This is a genomic window from Bacillus sp. SRL543, assembly GCF_984799205.1.
Window position 1 is genome coordinate 3,704,973 of sequence record NZ_OZ481794.1, and the last position, 19,389, is coordinate 3,724,361.

16 protein-coding genes are annotated in these 19,389 nt (G+C 46.4%); 1 reads left to right on the forward strand and 15 read right to left on the reverse strand.

What is annotated here, in order from left to right; all coding sequences use genetic code 11:
- Positions 1-232: 232 nt before the first annotated feature.
- From coaE to AC4E8B_RS19005, 13 genes are all read right to left on the reverse strand, one after another.
- Positions 233-847: a dephospho-CoA kinase gene (gene coaE / locus AC4E8B_RS18945; RefSeq protein WP_490214871.1), complete on the reverse strand. Its 615-nt coding sequence runs from the start codon at positions 845-847 to the stop codon at positions 233-235.
- Positions 848-868: 21 nt separating this feature from the next.
- Positions 869-1,504, reverse strand: coding sequence for a sporulation membrane protein YtaF (gene ytaF / locus AC4E8B_RS18950; RefSeq protein WP_490214873.1), 636 nt, complete (start codon positions 1,502-1,504; stop codon positions 869-871).
- Positions 1,505-1,718: 214 nt separating this feature from the next.
- Positions 1,719-2,546: a DNA-formamidopyrimidine glycosylase gene (gene mutM, locus AC4E8B_RS18955; protein WP_490214874.1), complete on the reverse strand. Its 828-nt coding sequence runs from the start codon at positions 2,544-2,546 to the stop codon at positions 1,719-1,721.
- 82 nt (positions 2,547-2,628) lie between these two features.
- Complete coding sequence (gene polA / locus AC4E8B_RS18960; protein ID WP_490214875.1) at positions 2,629-5,262, reverse strand: DNA polymerase I; 2,634 nt, start codon at positions 5,260-5,262, stop codon at positions 2,629-2,631.
- Positions 5,263-5,435: 173 nt separating this feature from the next.
- Positions 5,436-6,371 carry a protease modulator HflC gene (hflC, locus tag AC4E8B_RS18965; protein WP_490214877.1) on the reverse strand — a complete coding sequence of 312 codons (936 nt, stop codon included), beginning with the start codon at positions 6,369-6,371 and terminating at the stop codon, positions 5,436-5,438.
- Positions 6,364-7,332, reverse strand: coding sequence for an FtsH protease activity modulator HflK (gene hflK, locus AC4E8B_RS18970; RefSeq protein ID WP_490214878.1), 969 nt, complete (start codon positions 7,330-7,332; stop codon positions 6,364-6,366). The genes hflC and hflK overlap by 8 nt, the downstream gene beginning before the upstream one ends.
- A 243-nt stretch (positions 7,333-7,575) precedes the next feature.
- The gene (gene pnpS, locus AC4E8B_RS18975) at positions 7,576-9,339 is read right to left on the reverse strand and encodes a two-component system histidine kinase PnpS (protein WP_490214880.1); all 1,764 of its coding nucleotides are present in this window, start codon (positions 9,337-9,339) and stop codon (positions 7,576-7,578) included.
- Entirely contained in the window at positions 9,339-10,052 is a 714-nt protein-coding gene (locus AC4E8B_RS18980; RefSeq protein ID WP_490214881.1) for a winged helix-turn-helix domain-containing protein, read from the reverse strand. The genes pnpS and AC4E8B_RS18980 overlap by 1 nt, the downstream gene beginning before the upstream one ends.
- A 247-nt stretch (positions 10,053-10,299) precedes the next feature.
- Complete coding sequence (locus AC4E8B_RS18985) at positions 10,300-10,776, reverse strand: MaoC/PaaZ C-terminal domain-containing protein (protein WP_490214883.1); 477 nt, start codon at positions 10,774-10,776, stop codon at positions 10,300-10,302.
- A gap of 105 nt (positions 10,777-10,881) precedes the next feature.
- Positions 10,882-11,820 carry a malate dehydrogenase gene (gene mdh / locus AC4E8B_RS18990; RefSeq protein ID WP_490214885.1) on the reverse strand — a complete coding sequence of 313 codons (939 nt, stop codon included), beginning with the start codon at positions 11,818-11,820 and terminating at the stop codon, positions 10,882-10,884.
- A gap of 130 nt (positions 11,821-11,950) precedes the next feature.
- Positions 11,951-13,219, reverse strand: a complete 1,269-nt coding sequence (icd, locus tag AC4E8B_RS18995; RefSeq protein ID WP_490214887.1) for an NADP-dependent isocitrate dehydrogenase — start codon at positions 13,217-13,219, stop codon at positions 11,951-11,953.
- A gap of 240 nt (positions 13,220-13,459) precedes the next feature.
- A complete protein-coding gene (citZ, locus tag AC4E8B_RS19000; protein ID WP_490214888.1) occupies positions 13,460-14,578 on the reverse strand; it encodes a citrate synthase in 1,119 nt (372 codons plus the stop codon).
- Positions 14,579-14,945: 367 nt separating this feature from the next.
- Positions 14,946-15,404 (reverse strand): DUF441 domain-containing protein, encoded by a 459-nt coding sequence (locus AC4E8B_RS19005; protein ID WP_490214889.1) that lies wholly within the window; start codon positions 15,402-15,404, stop codon positions 14,946-14,948.
- A gap of 389 nt (positions 15,405-15,793) precedes the next feature.
- On the opposite strand from AC4E8B_RS19005, the gene ytvI reads away from it, so the two are divergent.
- The gene (gene ytvI, locus AC4E8B_RS19010; protein ID WP_490214891.1) at positions 15,794-16,921 is read left to right on the forward strand and encodes a sporulation integral membrane protein YtvI; all 1,128 of its coding nucleotides are present in this window, start codon (positions 15,794-15,796) and stop codon (positions 16,919-16,921) included.
- 80 nt (positions 16,922-17,001) lie between these two features.
- Here ytvI and AC4E8B_RS19015 read toward each other — a convergent pair whose 3' ends face one another.
- Positions 17,002-17,388, reverse strand: a complete 387-nt coding sequence (locus AC4E8B_RS19015) for an FxsA family protein (protein WP_490214892.1) — start codon at positions 17,386-17,388, stop codon at positions 17,002-17,004.
- Positions 17,389-17,569: 181 nt separating this feature from the next.
- Positions 17,570-19,330, reverse strand: a complete 1,761-nt coding sequence (pyk, locus tag AC4E8B_RS19020; protein WP_490214893.1) for a pyruvate kinase — start codon at positions 19,328-19,330, stop codon at positions 17,570-17,572.
- Positions 19,331-19,389: the final 59 nt, after the last annotated feature.

Here is a 19,389-nt window from a genome sequence, read left to right on the forward strand (position 1 = left end):
CGGCCCCTTCCGAATAAGTGTTATACTTTAGCTGTTTATCCTTACGATTAGTATAACATATATAAAAACTTTTGTGCTCATGATTGTGCACATTTTCAAAAAGTCTAATTATTCAGAATAACATTTTTGGACCTTATTCAATATAGTCTGCTTCACACCTTTTATGAACGGAAAGACCAAAGCAAAAGCTATAAACATTTAGCTTCATTAAGCATAAAAAAGAGGGAAGGCATCAGCTCTTCCCCTTTTCCTCCGGCAGCCACAGGTCCAGCAGCCCCAACAACTGCTTCTTCGTCTCTTCAATGGTGCCATTATTATTAATGACGGCATCTGCCAGCCTTACTTTTTCAGGAAGAGGCATTTGAGAATTGATTCGTGCCTCCGCTTCTTCCTCACTTAAAGAATTCCGGTTCATCAGACGCCTCAGCTGAGTTTCCCCATCTGTATAAACAAGCAATGTCTTATCAGCCAAATGTTCCAGCTTGCTTTCGAACAGCAGCGGTATATCCAGCACTACAAGCTGCTCCCCTTTTTGGATGGCCTGTTCTTTTTTCTCCAGCATCCTTTTACGGACAGCAGGATGGACAATCGCATTAAGAGCAAGCCGTTCCTCTTCATTGTGAAAAATGATAGCGCCTAGCTTTGTACGGTCAATTTCTCCATCTGGCTGCAGGATCTCGGTTCCAAAGCGGCTGACAATACCATCATAGGCTTCTTCGCCCTTTTCAACCGCAAGCCTTGCTTCCAAGTCTGCATCAATGACCGTAATCCCTTTTTCCATCAGCATGGCGGATACGGTACTTTTTCCGCTGGCGATGCCTCCGGTCAACCCTATTACTAACGGCATATTCTGTCCTTTCCAGACTCGTTATATTTTCCAGATTCCAATGACAATCAGCAAAAGCCCAGGTATGAAAGAAAACCGCTGCACCCAGCTGCTGTGGCTGAAAATGGCGCCGATCTTCATTCCAGCAAAAACAAAAAGCGAGCTCATCGCAGCCACCGCGGCGGCTAGATAGCCAGGAGAATAGCCCAGCATAGCGGCTCCTATCCCGGCTCCAAATGCATCCAAAGATAAGGCAAGGCCCAGCATAAATGCTTCTATCCCTGTAATCGTGCCCGATTTGTCAAAATCGGCAGCCAACGGCTTTTGCAGGATGTTTATAACAAGACCTAATGATTTAATTTCAAAATTAACAATCGTTTTTTCGTGGGGAAGTACATCCTTTGATTTTTCCGGACGGAAAAACTGGTATAAGACCCAGGCTCCAAGGAGAATCAAAAGGATTCCGCCAAGACTCTCGGCAGCTTGAGGTGAGAGAAAACTCTCGATCACATGGCCGATGGTCATTGCTGTTATAAGCGTTATAGCCGAACAGCAGGCAATAATCATAATCGACTTAAGGGGTATGCTCATTTTCCTTAACCCATATGTCAAGCCAACACTGAAACTGTCAAGACTGACAGCAAATGCAAGCATAAGAAGTGAGAGAGTGTGTACCATGGATCATGCTCCTTCCTCCTGTAAATCGCTAGGATAGTATATGGAAGAAGCCAATCCAATGTTAAACGAAATGCGGAAGCGGCTTGCCCAGGGACACAAGCATAGAGCGCCAGGGAATAAAAGGCGTTCTTTGCCTTTATTTCCTGGGTGACTTATGACTCGAGTCCCTAGCCCCTGCAGCTGGACAATCGAAATGCGGAGGGCAAAAGACCCTCTACTTCACCTGGCACACAGGGCAAAAGACTGTGCCCCGCCCGCCGACGATGATTCTTTCGAGTGTGCTGCCGCATGATTTGCATTCCTCTCCTTTTCGCCCGTAAACGAAAAGCTCGAGCTGGAACATGCCGATCTGGCCCTGTGAATTCACATAAGACCTGATGGTGCTCCCTCCCTTCTCAACTGCTTCAGAAAGTGTGGCGACAATTTCCTTATGCAGCCTGCCTATTTCATCACCAGAAAGAGAGCTGGCCAGCCGTTCAGGGTGGATGCCTGCTCTGAACAGCGCCTCATCCACGTAGATATTCCCCAGTCCAACGACCGCTTTCTGATCTAAAAGAGCAGTTTTGACCGCTCGATTTGTCCCGGCAAGCCGCTGCTGCAGAAACTGGGGTGTAAATTCTTCCGAAAAGGGCTCAGGCCCCAGCTGGGACAGGGGCAGACTCGCAAATTCCTCTCCCTTGGCAAATAGATGCATTGTACCGAATTTCCTTACATCCCTGTAGCGGAGTTCAGAGCCGTCTGTGAAATGGAAGATAACATGGGTATGCTTATCCTTGTCCTCTTCTTTTGAATAAAGAGCATACTTACCTTCCATGCGGAGATGGGAAACCAAAGCATAATCATCTGTGTAAATGATCAAGAACTTCCCCCGCCTCCCGACATCCAGGATAGTCTGTCCGGCGAGGGCATCGGCAAACTGCTCAGCTTCGCCAGGCTGCTTGATCATTTTCGGCCAATGGATGGAAACTTGTCCGATCTCTTTGCCGCTGACAAGCTCCTTCAATGTTTTCCTGACCGTTTCTACTTCAGGCAATTCAGGCATGATTCATTCTCCTTTCTATCTCTTGACCCAGACTGTCGGCAAGGAAGAAAGCGCCCGGCTGTATCCAAGCGCTTTCCTCCTTCTATTTCGCATCAAACCATGTTGGTCCGTAAGAAAAATCAACTTTAAGCGGAACATCAAGAGCCACTGTGTTTTCCATCACATCCGGCACAATTCTCTTCAAAGTTTCTATTTCTTCCTCAGGTGCTTCAAATATCAATTCATCATGCACAGATAAAAGAAGGCGGGCTGCCAGTCCTTCTTCACGGAGCCGGTCGGCCATATCAATCATGGCTTTTTTGATGACATCGGCAGCGCTTCCCTGTATAGGGGTGTTCATGGCTGTCCGTTCTGCGAAGCTCCTTAAATTGAAATTCCGGCTTGTAATTTCAGGAAGATACCTTCTTCTATGAAGAAGGGTCGAAACATAACCCTTCTGCTTCGCCTGCTGGATGATGTCATCCATATACTCCTGGACACCCGGATAGCTTTTCAGATAGCGGTCGATGAACTGCCCGGCTTCCTTCCTCGTAATACCCAGGCTTTGCGACAGCCCGTAGTCGCTGATTCCATACACAATCCCAAAGTTGACTGCTTTAGCATGGCGCCTCATGTTCGAAGTCACTTCATCCTGTGTAACATGGAATACCTCCATTGCGGTCTTTGTATGAACATCCTGATCTTCACGGAAAGCCTCAATCAGCTTTTCATCGCCGGCAATATGCGCCAGCACCCTTAGCTCAATCTGTGAATAGTCGGCTGCAAAAATGACCCAGCCTTTTTCAGAAGGAACAAAAGCCTGTCTGATCTTTCTGCCTTCTTCAAGGCGGATCGGAATATTCTGCAGATTTGGATCTGTCGAGCTGAGGCGCCCCGTCTGTGTGAGTGCCTGATTAAAACGGGTGTGAACCTTACCGGTTTTCTTATCGGTCACCTTCAGCAGCCCTTCAATATAAGTCGACTGAAGTTTGCCCAGCTGCCTGTACTGAAGTATTTCCCTGATGATCTCATGTTTCTCCTCCAGCTTTTCCAGGACATCGGCAGAAGTTGAATACCCTGTCTTTGTCTTTTTAACAGGAGGAAGTCCGAGCTTCTCAAAGAGAATGACCCCAAGCTGCTTAGGGGAATTGATATTGAAAGCTTCGCCGGCAAGTTCGTGGATGCGCTCCTCAATATCTCCCAGCTTCTGGTTGATCTGTTCTCCCATCGCTTGAAGCCTTTCGAGGTCGACCTTGACGCCCTGCGACTCCATATCAGCGAGAATAAGCGAAAGCGGCATTTCCAGATCATAAAAAAGCTCATACTGCTGGTTTTCCTTCAACTCATCTTCAAGCTTGTCCTTAAGCGCCTCCAGGGCTGCAGCTTTTCTGGCAAGATGCTCCGCAAGCTCTTCCTGTGCAGGAATTTTTCTTTTTGCACCTTTCCCGTAGGCCGCATCATCCGTCTGGACACCATTGTACCCGTGGCGCTTGGCAACCGAAGCAAAGTCTTCAATCGATTCTGACGGATTGATGATATAGGATGCAATAAGAAGGTCAAATTCCACCCCTTTTAAGTGGATGCCGTGGTGGCGCAATGCAACCTCCGTCCGCTTGGCATCGTAGACAATCTTCTTTTTCGACTCATCCTCAGCCCACTGCTTGAAGGTATCCGAGCTTAAAGCAAGATCAGCCGGAATAAAATAGACCCCATTCCCGCTGGCAGCTGAGAGGCCGGCGATTTTGGCTGTATGATAATTCTCCTCAAGCATCTCGACATACAGTGCAGTTTCATCCGCAAATAAATCTTTAAGGATATTTTCTGCTGTTTCAAACTGGATGTCCTCAAGGGGTGCGGCAGTTTCTTCAGTTTCCCCGCCCCCGATTTTCTCAAGGAGCGAGTTGAATCCAAGATCCTTGAAGAGAGAGACGACTTTAGCCTGGTCATAGCCTGAATAGCCCGCATCTTCTACCTTTACTTTAACAGGCGCTTCCCTTGTGATGGTAGCGAGCTCCTTGCTCATCACCGCAAGATCTTTGTGCTCTTCAAGCTTTTCCTTCAGCTTCTGGCCGCTTACACGATCAATGGATCCCAGCAGATTTTCAAGCGTTTCAAATTCCTTCAACAGCTTGATTGCTGTTTTCTCCCCTACCCCGGGCACCCCTGGGATATTGTCTGAGCTGTCTCCCATCAGGCCTTTCATATCAATGATCTGACCGGGTGCCAGGCCATATTTTTCCCGGATATGCTCTGGAGTATATTCCTCGATATCCGTTATTCCCTTGCGGGTGATTCCGACGGTAGTATATTCAGAGCTTAATTGGGTCAAATCCTTATCCCCGGAAATGACCTTCACCTCGAAGCCTTCCTGCTCTGCCTGGAGAGAAAGGGTGCCGATGATATCATCTGCCTCATAATTCTCAAGCTCGTAGCGTGGAATCTGATAGGCATCCAGCAGATCGCGGATAAAAGGGAATTGTTCAGACAGCTCCGGCGGAGTTTTTTGCCTGCCTCCCTTATATTCCGTGAATGTTTTATGGCGGAAGGTTGTTTTTCCTGCATCAAAAGCAACCAGAATATGAGAAGGATCTTCATCCTCCAGGATGCGCATGAGCATCATAGTAAAACCGTAAATCGCATTTGTATGTATGCCTTTATCATTATTCAGCAGCGGAAGTGCGAAAAAGGCCCTGTATGCAATACTGTTTCCATCAATCAATACAAGCTTTTTAGCCAATGGTCCATCCTCCTTGCAGCATAGTTATCGAAAGCCCGGGATGCGCTCTTGGTTTGGCGCCGCCAAGGCTTCAGCCTGGCATTATAGAAGCAAAATAAAAAAACCGTTATTCTTCTTTCATTTTATCACGACTGGATAAAGAAAGAAAAATAACGGCGCTCATCTATTTCCTGCTAGTTTGTATAACCCATCAGCAGGCGGGCATACGGCGAATCGGAAGGAAGCACAATGACAGACTCCCCATCGATCGTCTTTTTATAAGATTGAAGTGTTCTATAAAGAGAGTAGAATTCAGGATCTTTTGAAAAAGACTTATTATAGATCCGGGCAGCTTCTGCCTCTCCCTCCGCACGGATGGTTTCTGCTTCAGCCTGCGCCTTAGAGAGCATCTCCTTGACGTTCATGTCTGTTTCCGCTACGATCCGATTATTGTCTGCATCACCTTGAGAAAGGTATTCCTGCGCCTTTGTTTCACGCTCGGAAATCATCCTTGTATACACCGACTGCTCATTCTCACTTGGCAGGTCAGTCCTCTTTATCCTGACATCTGTTACAATGATTCCGTATTGGTCATTGGACAGCATCTCATTCACCTGCTCTGTAATCCGGTCATTGATCGAGCCGCGGGAAGAGGCCTCCTCATCATTGATGATTTCATCATATTCCAAGTTCCCAAGCTCTGCCCTTACAACCGAGTAGATGAATTCCTCCATCCTTGACTCTGCTTTTTCCATCGTCTGGGCATTTGCAATCAGCTTTTTCGGGTCCTCGATCCTCCAGACAGCATAATTGTCGATGATGATTCTTTTCTTATCTTTTGTATTGATTTCCGCCTCATTTACATCATATGTCATCTGATACTTCGGCAAGGAGGTAACACTCTGGATGAAAGGAATTTTATAGCTGAGCCCGGGATCACTTTCGATCCTGACTACCTCTCCAAACTGGCGGATAACCCTATACTCCCCTTCTTTCACGATAAAGAGGTTGGCAAAGACCAGCAGCAGTGCTGCGATGACAACAACAAGAAAGATTCCGATTTTAATATAGTTGCGCCATTGGAACCCGCTTCCGCGCTCATTTATATTCACTACATTCTGATCATCCATTGTTTTCACTTCCTTCCTCTGCAGGCGCCTTAGGCTGCTCCTTCTCAAGAGGCCTGATAGGGAAATATTTCATCGTATTGCCGTCATCATTCATAATATAGATTTCAGCACCCGGAAGAACCTGCTCCATCGTTTCGAGCATCAGCCTCTCCCTTGTGATGTCAGGGCTGTTCTTATATTCTGCGTACAGCTTGTTGAATACGGCTACATCACCAGTCGCTCCCTGGATCCTGGCAGTTTTATCTCCTTTTGCCTTGGAAATCATGGCATCCTCTTCACCAGCTGCTTCATTCATTCTTTTATTCTTGTATTTCTTGGCTTCGTTTATTTTTGTATTCATCGTTTCGCGGGCATCCGTTACATTGGTGAACGCCTTGCGGACCTCATCATTGGGAAGCTCGACATCCTGTAGTTTGACTGCCAGTATTGATATGCCAATATCATATTTTTCAATCAGTTCAGTCAGCAGTTCTCTGACGTCCCCTTCAATCTGAGCCTTGCCTGAGGTCAGGGCATCATCGATCTTGGAATTGCCGATGATACTTCTTAGTGAGGCAGAAGTTGCATCATACATGACCTCTTCAGGATTATCTGCATTAAAAAGGAATTTTTCAGGATTTGTGATTTTCCATTGCACTACGAGATCCGCATGGACAATGTTCTCATCCCCTGTAATCATCTTTGTATCCTTAGGATGTTCCTTTACCTTTCCATCTTTTTCTTCATAGCCAAATTGAAGGCTGAAGGTTTCTTTCGAAAGCTTTTCTACTGACTGAATAGGCCAAGGCATTTTAAAATGCAGCCCAGGCTCATTGATGCCCTGTTCCACTTCGCCAAATGTCAATATGACTGCCTGTTCGGATTCGTCGACCGTATACCAGGTCGTGAATGCTGCAATGCTTAGTATGATAATCAGGACCGCGAGGCCTAATATCGTATAAATCCTTTTTAAGCTGACCATACCCCTGCTCACCCTTTCTATTTTTTTCTCTGCCTGTTAATACGGCTTTATAACAGAAAGGTTTCAATAAGATTACAAAAAAAGCTGAGAAACGGCGAAAGACGAAAGCGGGGTCTGCTTTCGTCTTTCTGGTTTGGCTCCTTGGATGAAGGGGTTTTTCATAAATGATTGTATCAATGGAATATTAAGGAACCATAAACACCATGTAAAGAATGTGTAAACTTAAATCCCTATATAAGCATTTTATGAAAAATTCCTGTGCAGCTGAACTTTAAAAGTCGTTCCCTTCCCCAGTTCACTTTCAACCGTGATGCTCCCTTTGTGGGCCTCAACAAGGTGCTTTACGATGGCAAGGCCAAGGCCGGTGCCTCCGGAATTCCTGCTCCTTGCTTTGTCGATCCTGTAGAAGCGTTCAAAAATCCGGGGAATTTCATCCTGTTCGATTCCCATGCCTGTATCCTTCACCTCAATCTGGACCATATCCCCCTTTTCCTCCAGCGATACGGATATCTTTCCGTCCTGCGGAGTGTACGTAATGGCATTGGTCAGCAGATTGATGAACACCTGCTTCAGGCGATGCGGGTCCCCCTTAATCCATCCATTTCCCGATTGATCGGAATACTCAATATCAATAGCCTTATCTTTTGCCTTTCCCTTCAATATTGCCAGGCATTCGCCAAGAAGGCTGGAAAGATCCATTTCCTGGACAGAAAGCCTGAACCCCTGCTGTTCTGTTTTGGAGAGATCCAGCAGATCCTGAATGAGCGACTGGAGGCGGTCGCTTTCCTTCAATATAATATCCAGAAAAGCTGATAATGCTGCTTTATCATTCATTGCGCCGTCAAGCAGCGTTTCTGAAAAACCCTTAATAGAGGTGATCGGTGTCTTCAGCTCATGAGAAACATTAGCAACAAAGTCTTTTCTCATCTGTTCAAGCTTTTTTAATTCCGTAATATCATGGAAAACAAGCAGAATCCCTTTCCATACATCATTCGTTCCGATGATCGGTACTCCATACACCTCAAAATGCTTGCGCTCAATCGCAACTGGGATCACCATTTGCTTTCTTGTTTTCTGCTCAGTCATAAAGATATCTTCAACCAGGTCGGTTATTTCTTTTTGTTCAATCACTTCATAATAAAGATTGCCGACATAGCCGTAAGGCTCCAGTCCGAAAATTTCATAATAAGGCTTATTCACAAGGCTGATATAGCCCCTGCTGTCGATTAAAATAAGGCCGCTGCCCATATTTTCAATCAGGGTTCCCAGCCGGTCCTGCTGGATTTCCTGAGCCTTGACCATATCCTGCAGGTTTCTGGCAAGAACATTGATCGAAGAGCTCAGCATTCCGGTTTCATCTATATTGTCCTCATACGTCCTTGCCCGGTAATTTCCTTTGGCAAGTTCAATAGCAACGTTTGTAGCAGATTCAATGGGCTTTGTGTACCTTGCGGCAATTTTTGAACCGAGAAGGATAATGACTGCCAGTGCAAGCCCAAGGCTGACGGTCAAAATCCACCAGATCTGCCTGTAGGCTTTTTTCAGCTCTGTCATCTGTGAGCTGAGAAATATATAGCCTTCATTTCCTCCGTCCTGAATGATCGGTTTCCAATAATAATGCAGATCAAAGCCGCCTTCCACCTCGAAGACTTCTTCATCTCTGTCTGTTTTGCTGAGGATCCCCTTTATAATGCCTTCATGCCTGCTATCAAAGCCTTCACTTTCATCTTTGCTGTCATACCGGATGGTGCCGTCCCCATTGACAATGGTGACACGGACGCCCAGCATTTTCCCAAAATCGAAAATGGTTCTTTGGCTCAGCGTGTCAATTCCGCCGCTGTCCTCAATATATGTAGAAAGCATTTCACTTTCCTTGATGAGCCTTTCGTCAAATGACTTTAAGTAATAGCTTTTAAACAGCTGGCCCAACAGAAGCCCCAGGCCTATTAACACAGCAATGATAAGCGTAATCAGGGCAAAAAGGAGCCTCGTGCGGAATTTGGTCATCAGCCCTTCGGCTCCTCCAGTTTATAGCCCAGCCCCCTGATTGTTTTAATATAAGCAGGCTTTTTCGTGTTCTCTTCAATCTTTTCCCGAAGATGGCTGACATGCACATCCACGATTCTTGTATCGCCTGCGAAATCATAATTCCAGACAGCACTCAGCAGCTGGTCCCTCGTCAGCACCCTGCCTTTATTCTGGGCAAGATAAAGCAGGAGTTCAAACTCCTTAGGGGTCAGTTCCAGCAGTTCTTCTGAGAAAAATGCCTCATAATGCTCCGGAAAAATCTTCAGGCCGCCTATCCGGATAGAATCAGAATCTTCTTCGGCCTGTTCCTGCTGCCCGGCCGTCAGCTGAGTCCTGCGGAGAATAGCTTTTACCCGTGCAACAACCTCTCTGGGACTAAAAGGTTTCGTCATATAATCATCAGCGCCAAGCTCCAGGCCAAGCACCTTATCAAATTCATCATCCTTTGCAGTCAGCATCAGGATGGGTGTATGTATTTTTTCCTGGCGAAGCTGCTTGCAGACCTCTATTCCATTAAGTTTCGGCAGCATAAGATCCAGCACAATCAGATCCGGCTTTTCCTGCAGTGCAAGGTCCTTGCCGGACTCTCCATCACTTGCAGTGATCACCTCATATCCTGCCTGCTTCAGGTTATACTCCAAAAGGGTGACAATGGATTGTTCATCATCTACTACTAGCACTTTTTTATCCATAAAGGCCTCCAATAATCTATATTACCCCTGTAAAACCCCCAAGTACCACAACTCTATTATAATATATGGTGCCCGAGGAAAAGCAATAAGTAATATTCAGGGCTAAGAAATAGCATCTGCAGGAAGATGCACAGCCGATACGCAGCATTTAACTGAAAGTTCGTTCAGGCTAAAGAAAAAGGGTCCGGAATGCTTTCATTCCAGACCCTTTAAATCTTGCATTATTCTTTTGTCCAAAATTTCACGATTAAAAGTTTTCCAATGCGCTGCCTTCCATTCCTTCCAGGCGGTACGGAGGGCATACAGTGAGAGAACCGCTTAATGCGAGTTCACCTTCTTCAGTGATGGCCTCCACTTTGATTGTCACAGTATGGCTGCTTTGATTTACGTCATCCACTAAAAATAAAAACTGAATGACAGAATAATGGAATACCGGCTTATGGTACTCAAGCTCCTGCTTAAGGATATGGGAGCCTGGTCCAGGCAAATACTTAGAAACGGCTGAAGATATGATGCCATTCAGCATGATGTTGGGCACTATCGGTTTTTTATATGGTGTCTGGGAAGCATAGTCATGCTGGATATAAAGCGGGTTGCTGTCATTGGTCAAACCAAGATAGAGAAGCAGATCTTTATCCTCTATTTTTTCTGTCAACGTCAGTTTTTCCCCTGCTGTTATTTCTTCAATTCTCCTGCCCAGTTTGCGCTTTTTTCCTAGAAGCAAGGAAGAGCACCTCCAAGTGATGTAATCGTTTACATTTTTATATTTGATAATTCAGTTATTTACATCTGAAAAAATCGGGGGAACTTCCCCCGATTTGATTGACTATCACGCAAGCACTTCCATCACATTGCGGACAGCTTCCGCGGATTTATCCAGCGCAGCTTTTTCTTCTTCTGTCAGTTCCAATTCGATAATCTTCTCGATTCCGTTCGCACCAAGGATAGTTGGGACACCTAAGTAAATGCCTTCATATCCGTATTCCCCTTCAAGATACGCAATGGAAGGGAGCACACGCCGCTGGTCTTTGAGGATGGCTTCGCACATTTCCACCAAAGAAGCAGCCGGAGCATAATAGGCACTTCCGTTTCCTAGAAGATTGACGATTTCTCCTCCGCCTTTGCGTGTACGCTCAACAATTGCATCAAGGCGGTCCTTAGGAATCAATGTTTCCAGCGGGATGCCTCCTGCATATGAATAGCGCACGAGAGGTACCATGTCATCTCCATGTCCGCCAAGGACGAAGCCTGTAATATCCTTCACGGAAAGGTTCAGCTCCTGAGCGACAAACGTGCGGAAACGCGCCGTATCAAGAATGCCTGACTGTCCTATCACACGGTTTTTCGGGAAGCCGGACTCCGTGAAAACTGTATAGGTCATGGCATCAACCGGATTTGTCAGGACGATGATATAGCTCTCAGGAGAATATTTTACAATCTCCTGCGCAACGCTTTTCATGATTTTTTGGTTGGTCTGGACAAGATCATCGCGGCTCATGCCAGGTTTGCGCGCAATTCCGGCTGTAATCACCACGATGTCGGAATCCTTGGTATCTTCATAGCTGGATGTACCTGTAATATTGGCATCAAAGCCTTGGACAGGGCTTGCCTCAAGCATATCAAGCGCTTTTCCTTTTGTCGGGTTTTCCATTTGAGGAATATCCACGAGGACTACATCCCCCAGCTCCTTTTGGGCAAGCAGGAAAGCTGTCGTTGCTCCGGTAAATCCTCCGCCGATTACAGAAATCTTTTTGCGTTTCAATGTCATGACATGTTCCCCCTTAAGGAATGGTTTGGCGCGCAGACTCCAGATGTGAGGGCAGCGGCCGAATATTTCCGATTATGTAAGAGGCCGTCCTCGGATGAGAACCGGCCTCCTGAAAAAAATCGTGCTGGTCTTACTTCATGTTCTTGATCAGCTCATCGCCGAACTCGGAACATTTCACTTCTGTCGCACCGTCCATCAGACGTGCAAAGTCATATGTCACAACTTTGGATTCGATTGTATTTTCCATAGATTTGACGATCATGTTTGCAGCTTCCGTCCAGCCAAGATGCTCAAGCAACAATACGCCTGACAGGATAACTGAAGATGGATTGACTTTATCAAGGCCTGCATATTTAGGTGCAGTGCCGTGGGTTGCTTCAAAGATCGCATGTCCTGTTACATAGTTGATGTTTGCTCCAGGAGCGATGCCGATGCCGCCTACCTGTGCAGCCAGTGCATCAGAGATATAATCTCCGTTCAGGTTCATTGTAGCCACTACATCAAATTCGCGCGGACGCGTAAGGATCTGCTGAAGGAAGATATCGGCAATGGCATCCTTGACGATGATTTTGCCGGCAGCTTCTGCATCAGCCTGTGCATTATTAGCAGCCTCTGTGCCCTGCTCTTCTTTGATGCGGTCATACTGGGCCCAAGTGAATACTTTGTCGCCGTATTCTTTCTCAGCCAATTCATAACCCCAGTTTTTGAATGCGCCTTCTGTGAATTTCATGATATTGCCTTTATGTACAAGCGTTACTGATTTGCGGCCTTCCTTGATGGCATAATCAATAGCTGCACGGACTAAACGGCTTGTGCCTTCTTCAGACACTGGCTTGATGCCGATTCCGGATGTCTCAGGGAAACGGATCTTATTGACGCCCATTTCGTTTTGAAGGAAGCTGATCAGCTTCTTCACTTCATCAGAGCCTTTAGCATATTCAATACCTGCATAGATATCTTCTGTATTTTCGCGGAAAATAACCATATCAGTATCCTGAGGACGCTTGACTGGAGAAGGGACACCTTCGAACCAGCGTACAGGGCGCAGGCAGACATACAGGTCAAGCTCCTGGCGAAGGGCAACGTTCAATGAACGGATCCCGCCTCCGATTGGAGTTGTCAGCGGACCTTTAATCGCAATCAGGTATTCGTTGATAAGTTCAAGTGTTTCAGATGGAAGCCATTCACCAGTCTGGTTGAATGCCTTTTCACCTGCAAGAACCTCTTTCCAGACGATTTTGCGCTCGCCATTATAAGCTTTCTCAACTGCAGCATCCAATACTCTTGATGCTGAAGCCCAAATATCCGGTCCTGTTCCATCGCCCTCGATAAATGGGACAATAGGATTGTTTGGCACGTTTAAAGCGCCGTTCGTTACAGTAATTTTTTCACCTTGCATGGTTTTTCCCTCCAAATTCTTAAGCATAGGCCGGCACACATCTTCCCGGCAATAGGGACCAGCCCGAAAAGCTGGCCGGAATGCCGATCGGTGCGCGGTTTTCTCCAGGAAACGGAAGTTCTGAAAACAACAGCCTGTCAATCTATCATGCTGCCATCTTATCCTCTCTAAAAAGAGGCATCCGAATTCCCTTCTTCTATTACATCAATTTTTTACTGAAAAGTAAAATTGTTTACTATATTATCCGCGTTCTGCAACCGGAACGTATGTCTGCATACCCGGTCCTGTATAGTCGGCACGCGGACGGATGAGGCGGTTGTTTTCATACTGCTCAAGAATGTGGGCAAGCCATCCTGATACACGGCTTACGGCAAAGATCGGCGTAAACAGGTCATGGTCGATTCCCAGGCTGTGATAAACAGAAGCTGAATAAAAATCAACATTCGGCGGCAGGTCTTTCTCGCCTGTCACAATATCCTCTATCTGGGTGGACATTTGATACCAGTGCGGCTCACCAGTCAGATGAGTCAGCTTTTCTGACATTTCCCTCAGGTGTTTGGCGCGCGGATCGCCTTTACGGTATACGCGGTGGCCAAAGCCCATGATTTTTTCTTTATTGTCCAGCTTCCCGCGGATATATGAATCTACATTATTCAATTCACCGATTTCTGTCAGCATCTTCATGACGGCTTCGTTTGCACCTCCATGAAGGGGCCCTTTAAGGGCGCCGATGGCTGCAGTGACACCGGAATATACGTCAGACAATGTCGCTACACAAACACGGGCAGTAAAAGTGGATGCATTCAGTTCATGGTCGGCATGCAGAACAAGCGCCTTGTTGAAAGCTTCCACTGCGATATCTTCCGGCTCATTGCCGGTAAGCATATAAAGGAAGTTGGCAGCAAAAGTGAGATCCTTTCTAGGGGCGATCGGATCGAGCCCTTTGCGCACACGGGCAAATGCAGTAACGATTGCAGGCATTTTCGCCTGCAGGCGGACTGCTTTGCGGTAATTGGCCTCTTCATTCATTTCATCTGCTTCCTCATCATACAAGCCGAGCAGGGACACAGCAGATCTCAGAGCTGCCATAGGATGCACCTTATCAATCGGATACATTTTAAAATGCTCAAGCACTTCCTGTGGCAGTTCCATATCTTCTGCCAGCTGGTTCTTAAGCTCTTCCAATTGTTTGGCAGTAGGAAGCTTCCTGTGCCACAATAAATAGATTACCTCTTCAAAACTCGCATTTTCTGCCAGATCATCGATATTAAATCCCACGTAAGTGAGCGTATCATCAATGATTGAGCTGATAGAGGAAGTAGTTGCCACTACCCCTTCAAGTCCTCGTGTTGCTGTCATATGAACCTCTCCTTTACAAATTGATTTTCCCCTTGCCGGTATGCCTGTAAACATCCCGGCCTGTCCAAAAACAGCACCGGTAAAAGATTATTCTGTTCAGCCCGCCGAGCCTGTTGTGTAATAGACTGCAGAGCTGATGCTGCAGGTTTTTGAACAAAGCTCCGCAAGCCTGATATATCGAGCGCTTGCTCGGAACCAGTATTAAAAAAAGAAAATGCTTTCATTTTTTCGTTGCCGCCTTTTACTGATTCTGGCGGCAGGAAAATGCAAAAAGGTTACGCTTACAAGTCCTATTATAAACAATTATCTGATATTTGTGAACGAAAAGGCACTCGAAATGTGAAAAAATTATTATTTTCGGAGAAAACTATTTTAGAAATTCAAACAGCCTCATTGCCATGTAAGCGATTCCAGCTCCGATCAATGGCCCGACTGCGACTCCCTTAAACAGGGAAACGGCCAGGATGGTGCCAAGGACAAGCGCTGCCGTAATATGCGGGTCCTCGGTCAGCAGCGTCAGCCCGCCTTTTGCAATCAGTGCGACAGCCATTCCGGAAATCAGCGCAATCCAGGCATACGGTGATTTAAACGCTGCTGTCAGTTCCCTGAATCCGATATCTCCGCTTGCAATCGGGGCCAGCACAGCGATTGTTATGACTGTGACTCCCCAGTTGATCCCTTTTGTCTGAAGCACGGAAAATATCTTTGAATCTGCGCCTATGGCTTTTATAGCCACGAGCACCATGACAGCGAGGACAAGAGAGTTATTTTTTGCAGCCAGCCCGATGGCCAGCAGCAGGATCAAAAAAATGAGCGATTGTGACATTTTCTTCTTCCTCCCCCTACACTTTCATTATTTTAACATAATATAAATAAGGTTTTTTCTTCATTTCACACAAATTATTGTGCATGCTTTTACAATGCTTTTCTGGCAGGTATTCTTCCTTATTCTGCTGGAATTGATGCTGCTTATCCGCTTTTCTTTTGAATCAGCTGCAGCAGGACTATGAGCGGCTTTCAACGAATATGTCACTAGATGCGGATTCTGGTTTCTTTAGCGCCTTCCCCTAAAGCTCATAGTTTTTCCGGCAATGCTGAATCTTATAGCAGCCGGAAGCGTAAATATGATGATGGCGCCTGCTGAAAGTGCGTGCATTTACGGCAGAGGGCTGCACTGCCAGCGCAAATTTGAATATCCCAAGGAGGAAAAACGGTTTGAATACTGTTTATCTGAATCGATCTATTAGGTTTGTTGTCGTTATTGGGGCAGTCCTCCTGCTCCTGATTGGTTTATTTTATATCTCAAAGGTAACATATCCTTTTATCATCGGCTTTGCCATTGCGTTTCTGATCAATCCGCTTGTCAATTTCCTCGTCAGGAAAGGGAGGATGCCAAGGGCTCTCGCTGTGCTTATCAGCCTGATTCTTATTTTTGCCTTTTTTGCAGGTCTTATTACGCTGCTGATCGCCGAGATCGTCTCTGGCGCAGACTACCTGGCCCAGGTGGTTCCAAAACATCTCGAAACATTGATTACATATGCCGAAGACTTTTTTGCCGGGCAGCTGATCCCGCTTTACAATCAGCTTACCAGCATGTTCAACAGCCTGGATACGGGACAAAAGGATACCATCCTGGCCAATATCCAAAATGTCGGCTCCAGATTTGGAACGACGGCAGGCTCTTTTATACAGGCGTTCTTCGAAAAGATTCCTAATATTCTTTCCTGGTTTCCCAATGCTGCATCTGTCGTAATTTTTTCCCTTTTGGCCACTTTTTTTATCAGCAAAGACTGGTACAGGCTTTCGATCCTGGGAAACAGGCTGCTGCCTGAAAAAGCAAAAGCCAGCAGCGCAACCGTTTTTACCGATCTGAAAAAAGCCTTATTCGGGTTTGTCAAAGCGCAGGCCACCCTGGTATCTATCACTGCTATCATCATTTTGATCGGGCTGCTCATCCTTCGTGTAGATTATGCCATCACGATTGCCCTCGTTACAGGGATTGTTGACATCATCCCTTACCTTGGCACCGGTCTTATCTTTGTCCCCTGGATCATTTACGAAGCCATTGCAGGAGAAATGAGCACCGCGGTCGGCCTGGGAGTCCTATATGTCATTGTCCTTGTACAAAGGCAGGTCATGGAGCCGAAGGTGCTTTCATCCAGCATAGGCATGGACCCGCTTGCTACCCTGGTAGCCTTGTTTGTCGGCTTTAAGACAATCGGTTTCCTCGGGCTCATTGCCGGCCCTGTAATCCTTGTCATTATCACTACCCTCCATAAGGCGGGCGTTTTCAGGGATTTGTGGCTTTACATCAAAGGAAACGATAGAAGGAAGCCGGTATGAACAGGCAATGAAATGAAGAAAGTCTGCCGGGAGGGCAGCGGGGAGATAAGGAACCCGCTGCTCCAGGGCAGACTTTCTTTCTATCTGATGATTTTAATATTTCCTCTTTGAATTCTGCTCCTGAAGATTTTCATCAGGATAGTTTTGAAGAATATCCTTGAAGGTGGCAGCAGGAGAAGGAAACCAGTTATATCTGTAATGAATCCGGGCGTCAAGAGCAGCGTGCCGCCTACAAGGATGCAGATGCCATCCAGGACCGCATCTCCCGGCAGCTGGCCGCGCGCCAGCTGTTCCTGCACCCTCCGGATTGTCTCAAGCCCCTGCTTCTTTGCCAGGTAAGCACCCAGCAGGCCTGTACAAATGATGAGCAGGATGGTCAGCCATACACCGATGACCTTCCCTGACAGCAGAAGAATTCCTATTTCAGCTGCAGGGATGACAATCAGCAGCAGAAAAATATAGCGCATTTCTTTTCCTCCAGTCTTGAACAGGTGATGGATTATATAAAAAAAGGGTTAAGTAGATCACCCTGTCTCTATTATAAATCTGTATGGCCTGAAAGACCAATTATGCAAAGCAGAGAGATTAAGCCGGTTTATTTTTTGCACAAAAAAAAGAAGGGCGGCAAAACCCTTCTTCCTCTCTTACTTACAGGACGCTTGCATGTCCATTATAGATGATGCCCCTGCGGGAATCGACTGTGATTTCCTGGCCATCCTTGAAAAGGGAAGTGGCATTTTCCGCACCTACGATTACAGGGATTCCAAGACTTAGGCCGACAACTGCCGCATGGCTTGTCAATCCGCCTTCTTCAGTGATCAGGGCACTGCATTTTTCGATGGCTGGAACCATATCACGGTCAGAGCCGACAGTGACAAGGATCGAACCTTGAGTGACCTTTTCTATCGCTTCTTTTGCATCCTTTGCGACAACCACTTTCCCGAATGCTGACTTGCGGCCGATGCCCTGTGCTCTCAGTGCTGCATCGCCAATCACATGGATCTTCATCAGATTCGTTGTACCAGCTTCGCCAACAGGGACACCCGCAGTGATGACTACCAGGTCGCCTGAACTGACAAGTCCGCTGTTCATGCTTTCCTGTACAGCTGAATCCAGCATATCATCAGTAGTGGAAGCTTCCTGCCCGACCTGAGGATATACTCCCCAAACCAATGACAGGCGGCGTGTAACAGATTCACGGGAAGTCACAGCAACGATAGGAGCTTTCGGACGGTATTTCGAAATCATCCTTGCTGTATGGCCGCTTTCTGTAGGAGTGATGATTGCATTTACATCAAGATTCAGGGCTGTATGGGCTACAGACTGGCCGATCGCATCGGTGATATTATGTTCGTTATCCTTGCTGCGGTTGGAAAGGATTTCTTTATGATCGAGCGCAGATTCTGCACGGGAAGCGATATTGTGCATCGTTTGCACTGCTTCAACCGGATAGGTGCCTGCTGCTGTTTCGCCTGAAAGCATAATGGCATCAGTGCCGTCAAAGATCGCATTGGCCACATCGCTTGCTTCTGCACGGGTAGGGCGCGGGTTGCGCTGCATGGAATCAAGCATTTGTGTAGCAGTAATGACAGGCTTGCCTTGGATATTGCACTTCTTGATCAGGCTTTTTTGCACAAGAGGAACCTCTTCTGCAGGGATTTCAACGCCAAGGTCTCCGCGGGCAACCATCAGACCATCAGAAACCTCAAGGATTTCATCGATATTGTCGACGCCTTCCTGGTTCTCGATCTTAGGGATGATTTGGATATGTGAAGCATTATTATCTTCAAGCAGCTGCCTGATTTCCAGCACATCTGAAGCACGGCGCACGAATGATGCAGCAATGAAGTCTACTCCCTGTTCAATTCCGAAAAGGATATCATTTGCATCCTTCTCTGTAATTCCAGGCAGCTTTACAGAAACACCAGGAACGTTAACGCCCTTTTTATTTTTCAAAGTCCCGCTGTTAAGGATCTTTGTATGGATATCACTGTTTGCTTTATCAATTTTTGTAACCTCTAATCCAATCAGGCCATCATCGAGCAGGATTTTAGAACCTGTGTGGACATCGTCAATCAATCCAGCATATGTAACTGAAAATTTATCAGCATTGCCCAGAACTTCATTCATTGAAACAATGATATTGTTTCCGGCTTCCAGCTCAACTGCACCGTTCTCCATATTGTTTGTACGGATTTCCGGACCTTTAGTATCAAGCAGGATTGCGACCGTCTTGCCGGTGCTTTTTGAAGCCTCGCGGATGTTTTTGATCCTCGCTCCGTGCTCTTCGAAATCTCCGTGTGAAAAATTCAGACGGGAAACGTTCATTCCAGCTTCTATCAGCTGTGTCAATTTCTCAATACTTTCACTGGCAGGGCCAATCGTACAAACGATTTTCGTTTTGCGCATATTTCACAAACCTCCTGATATATTTGCACAGTCAGACTTCTCTCACCGTGCCTGGACTT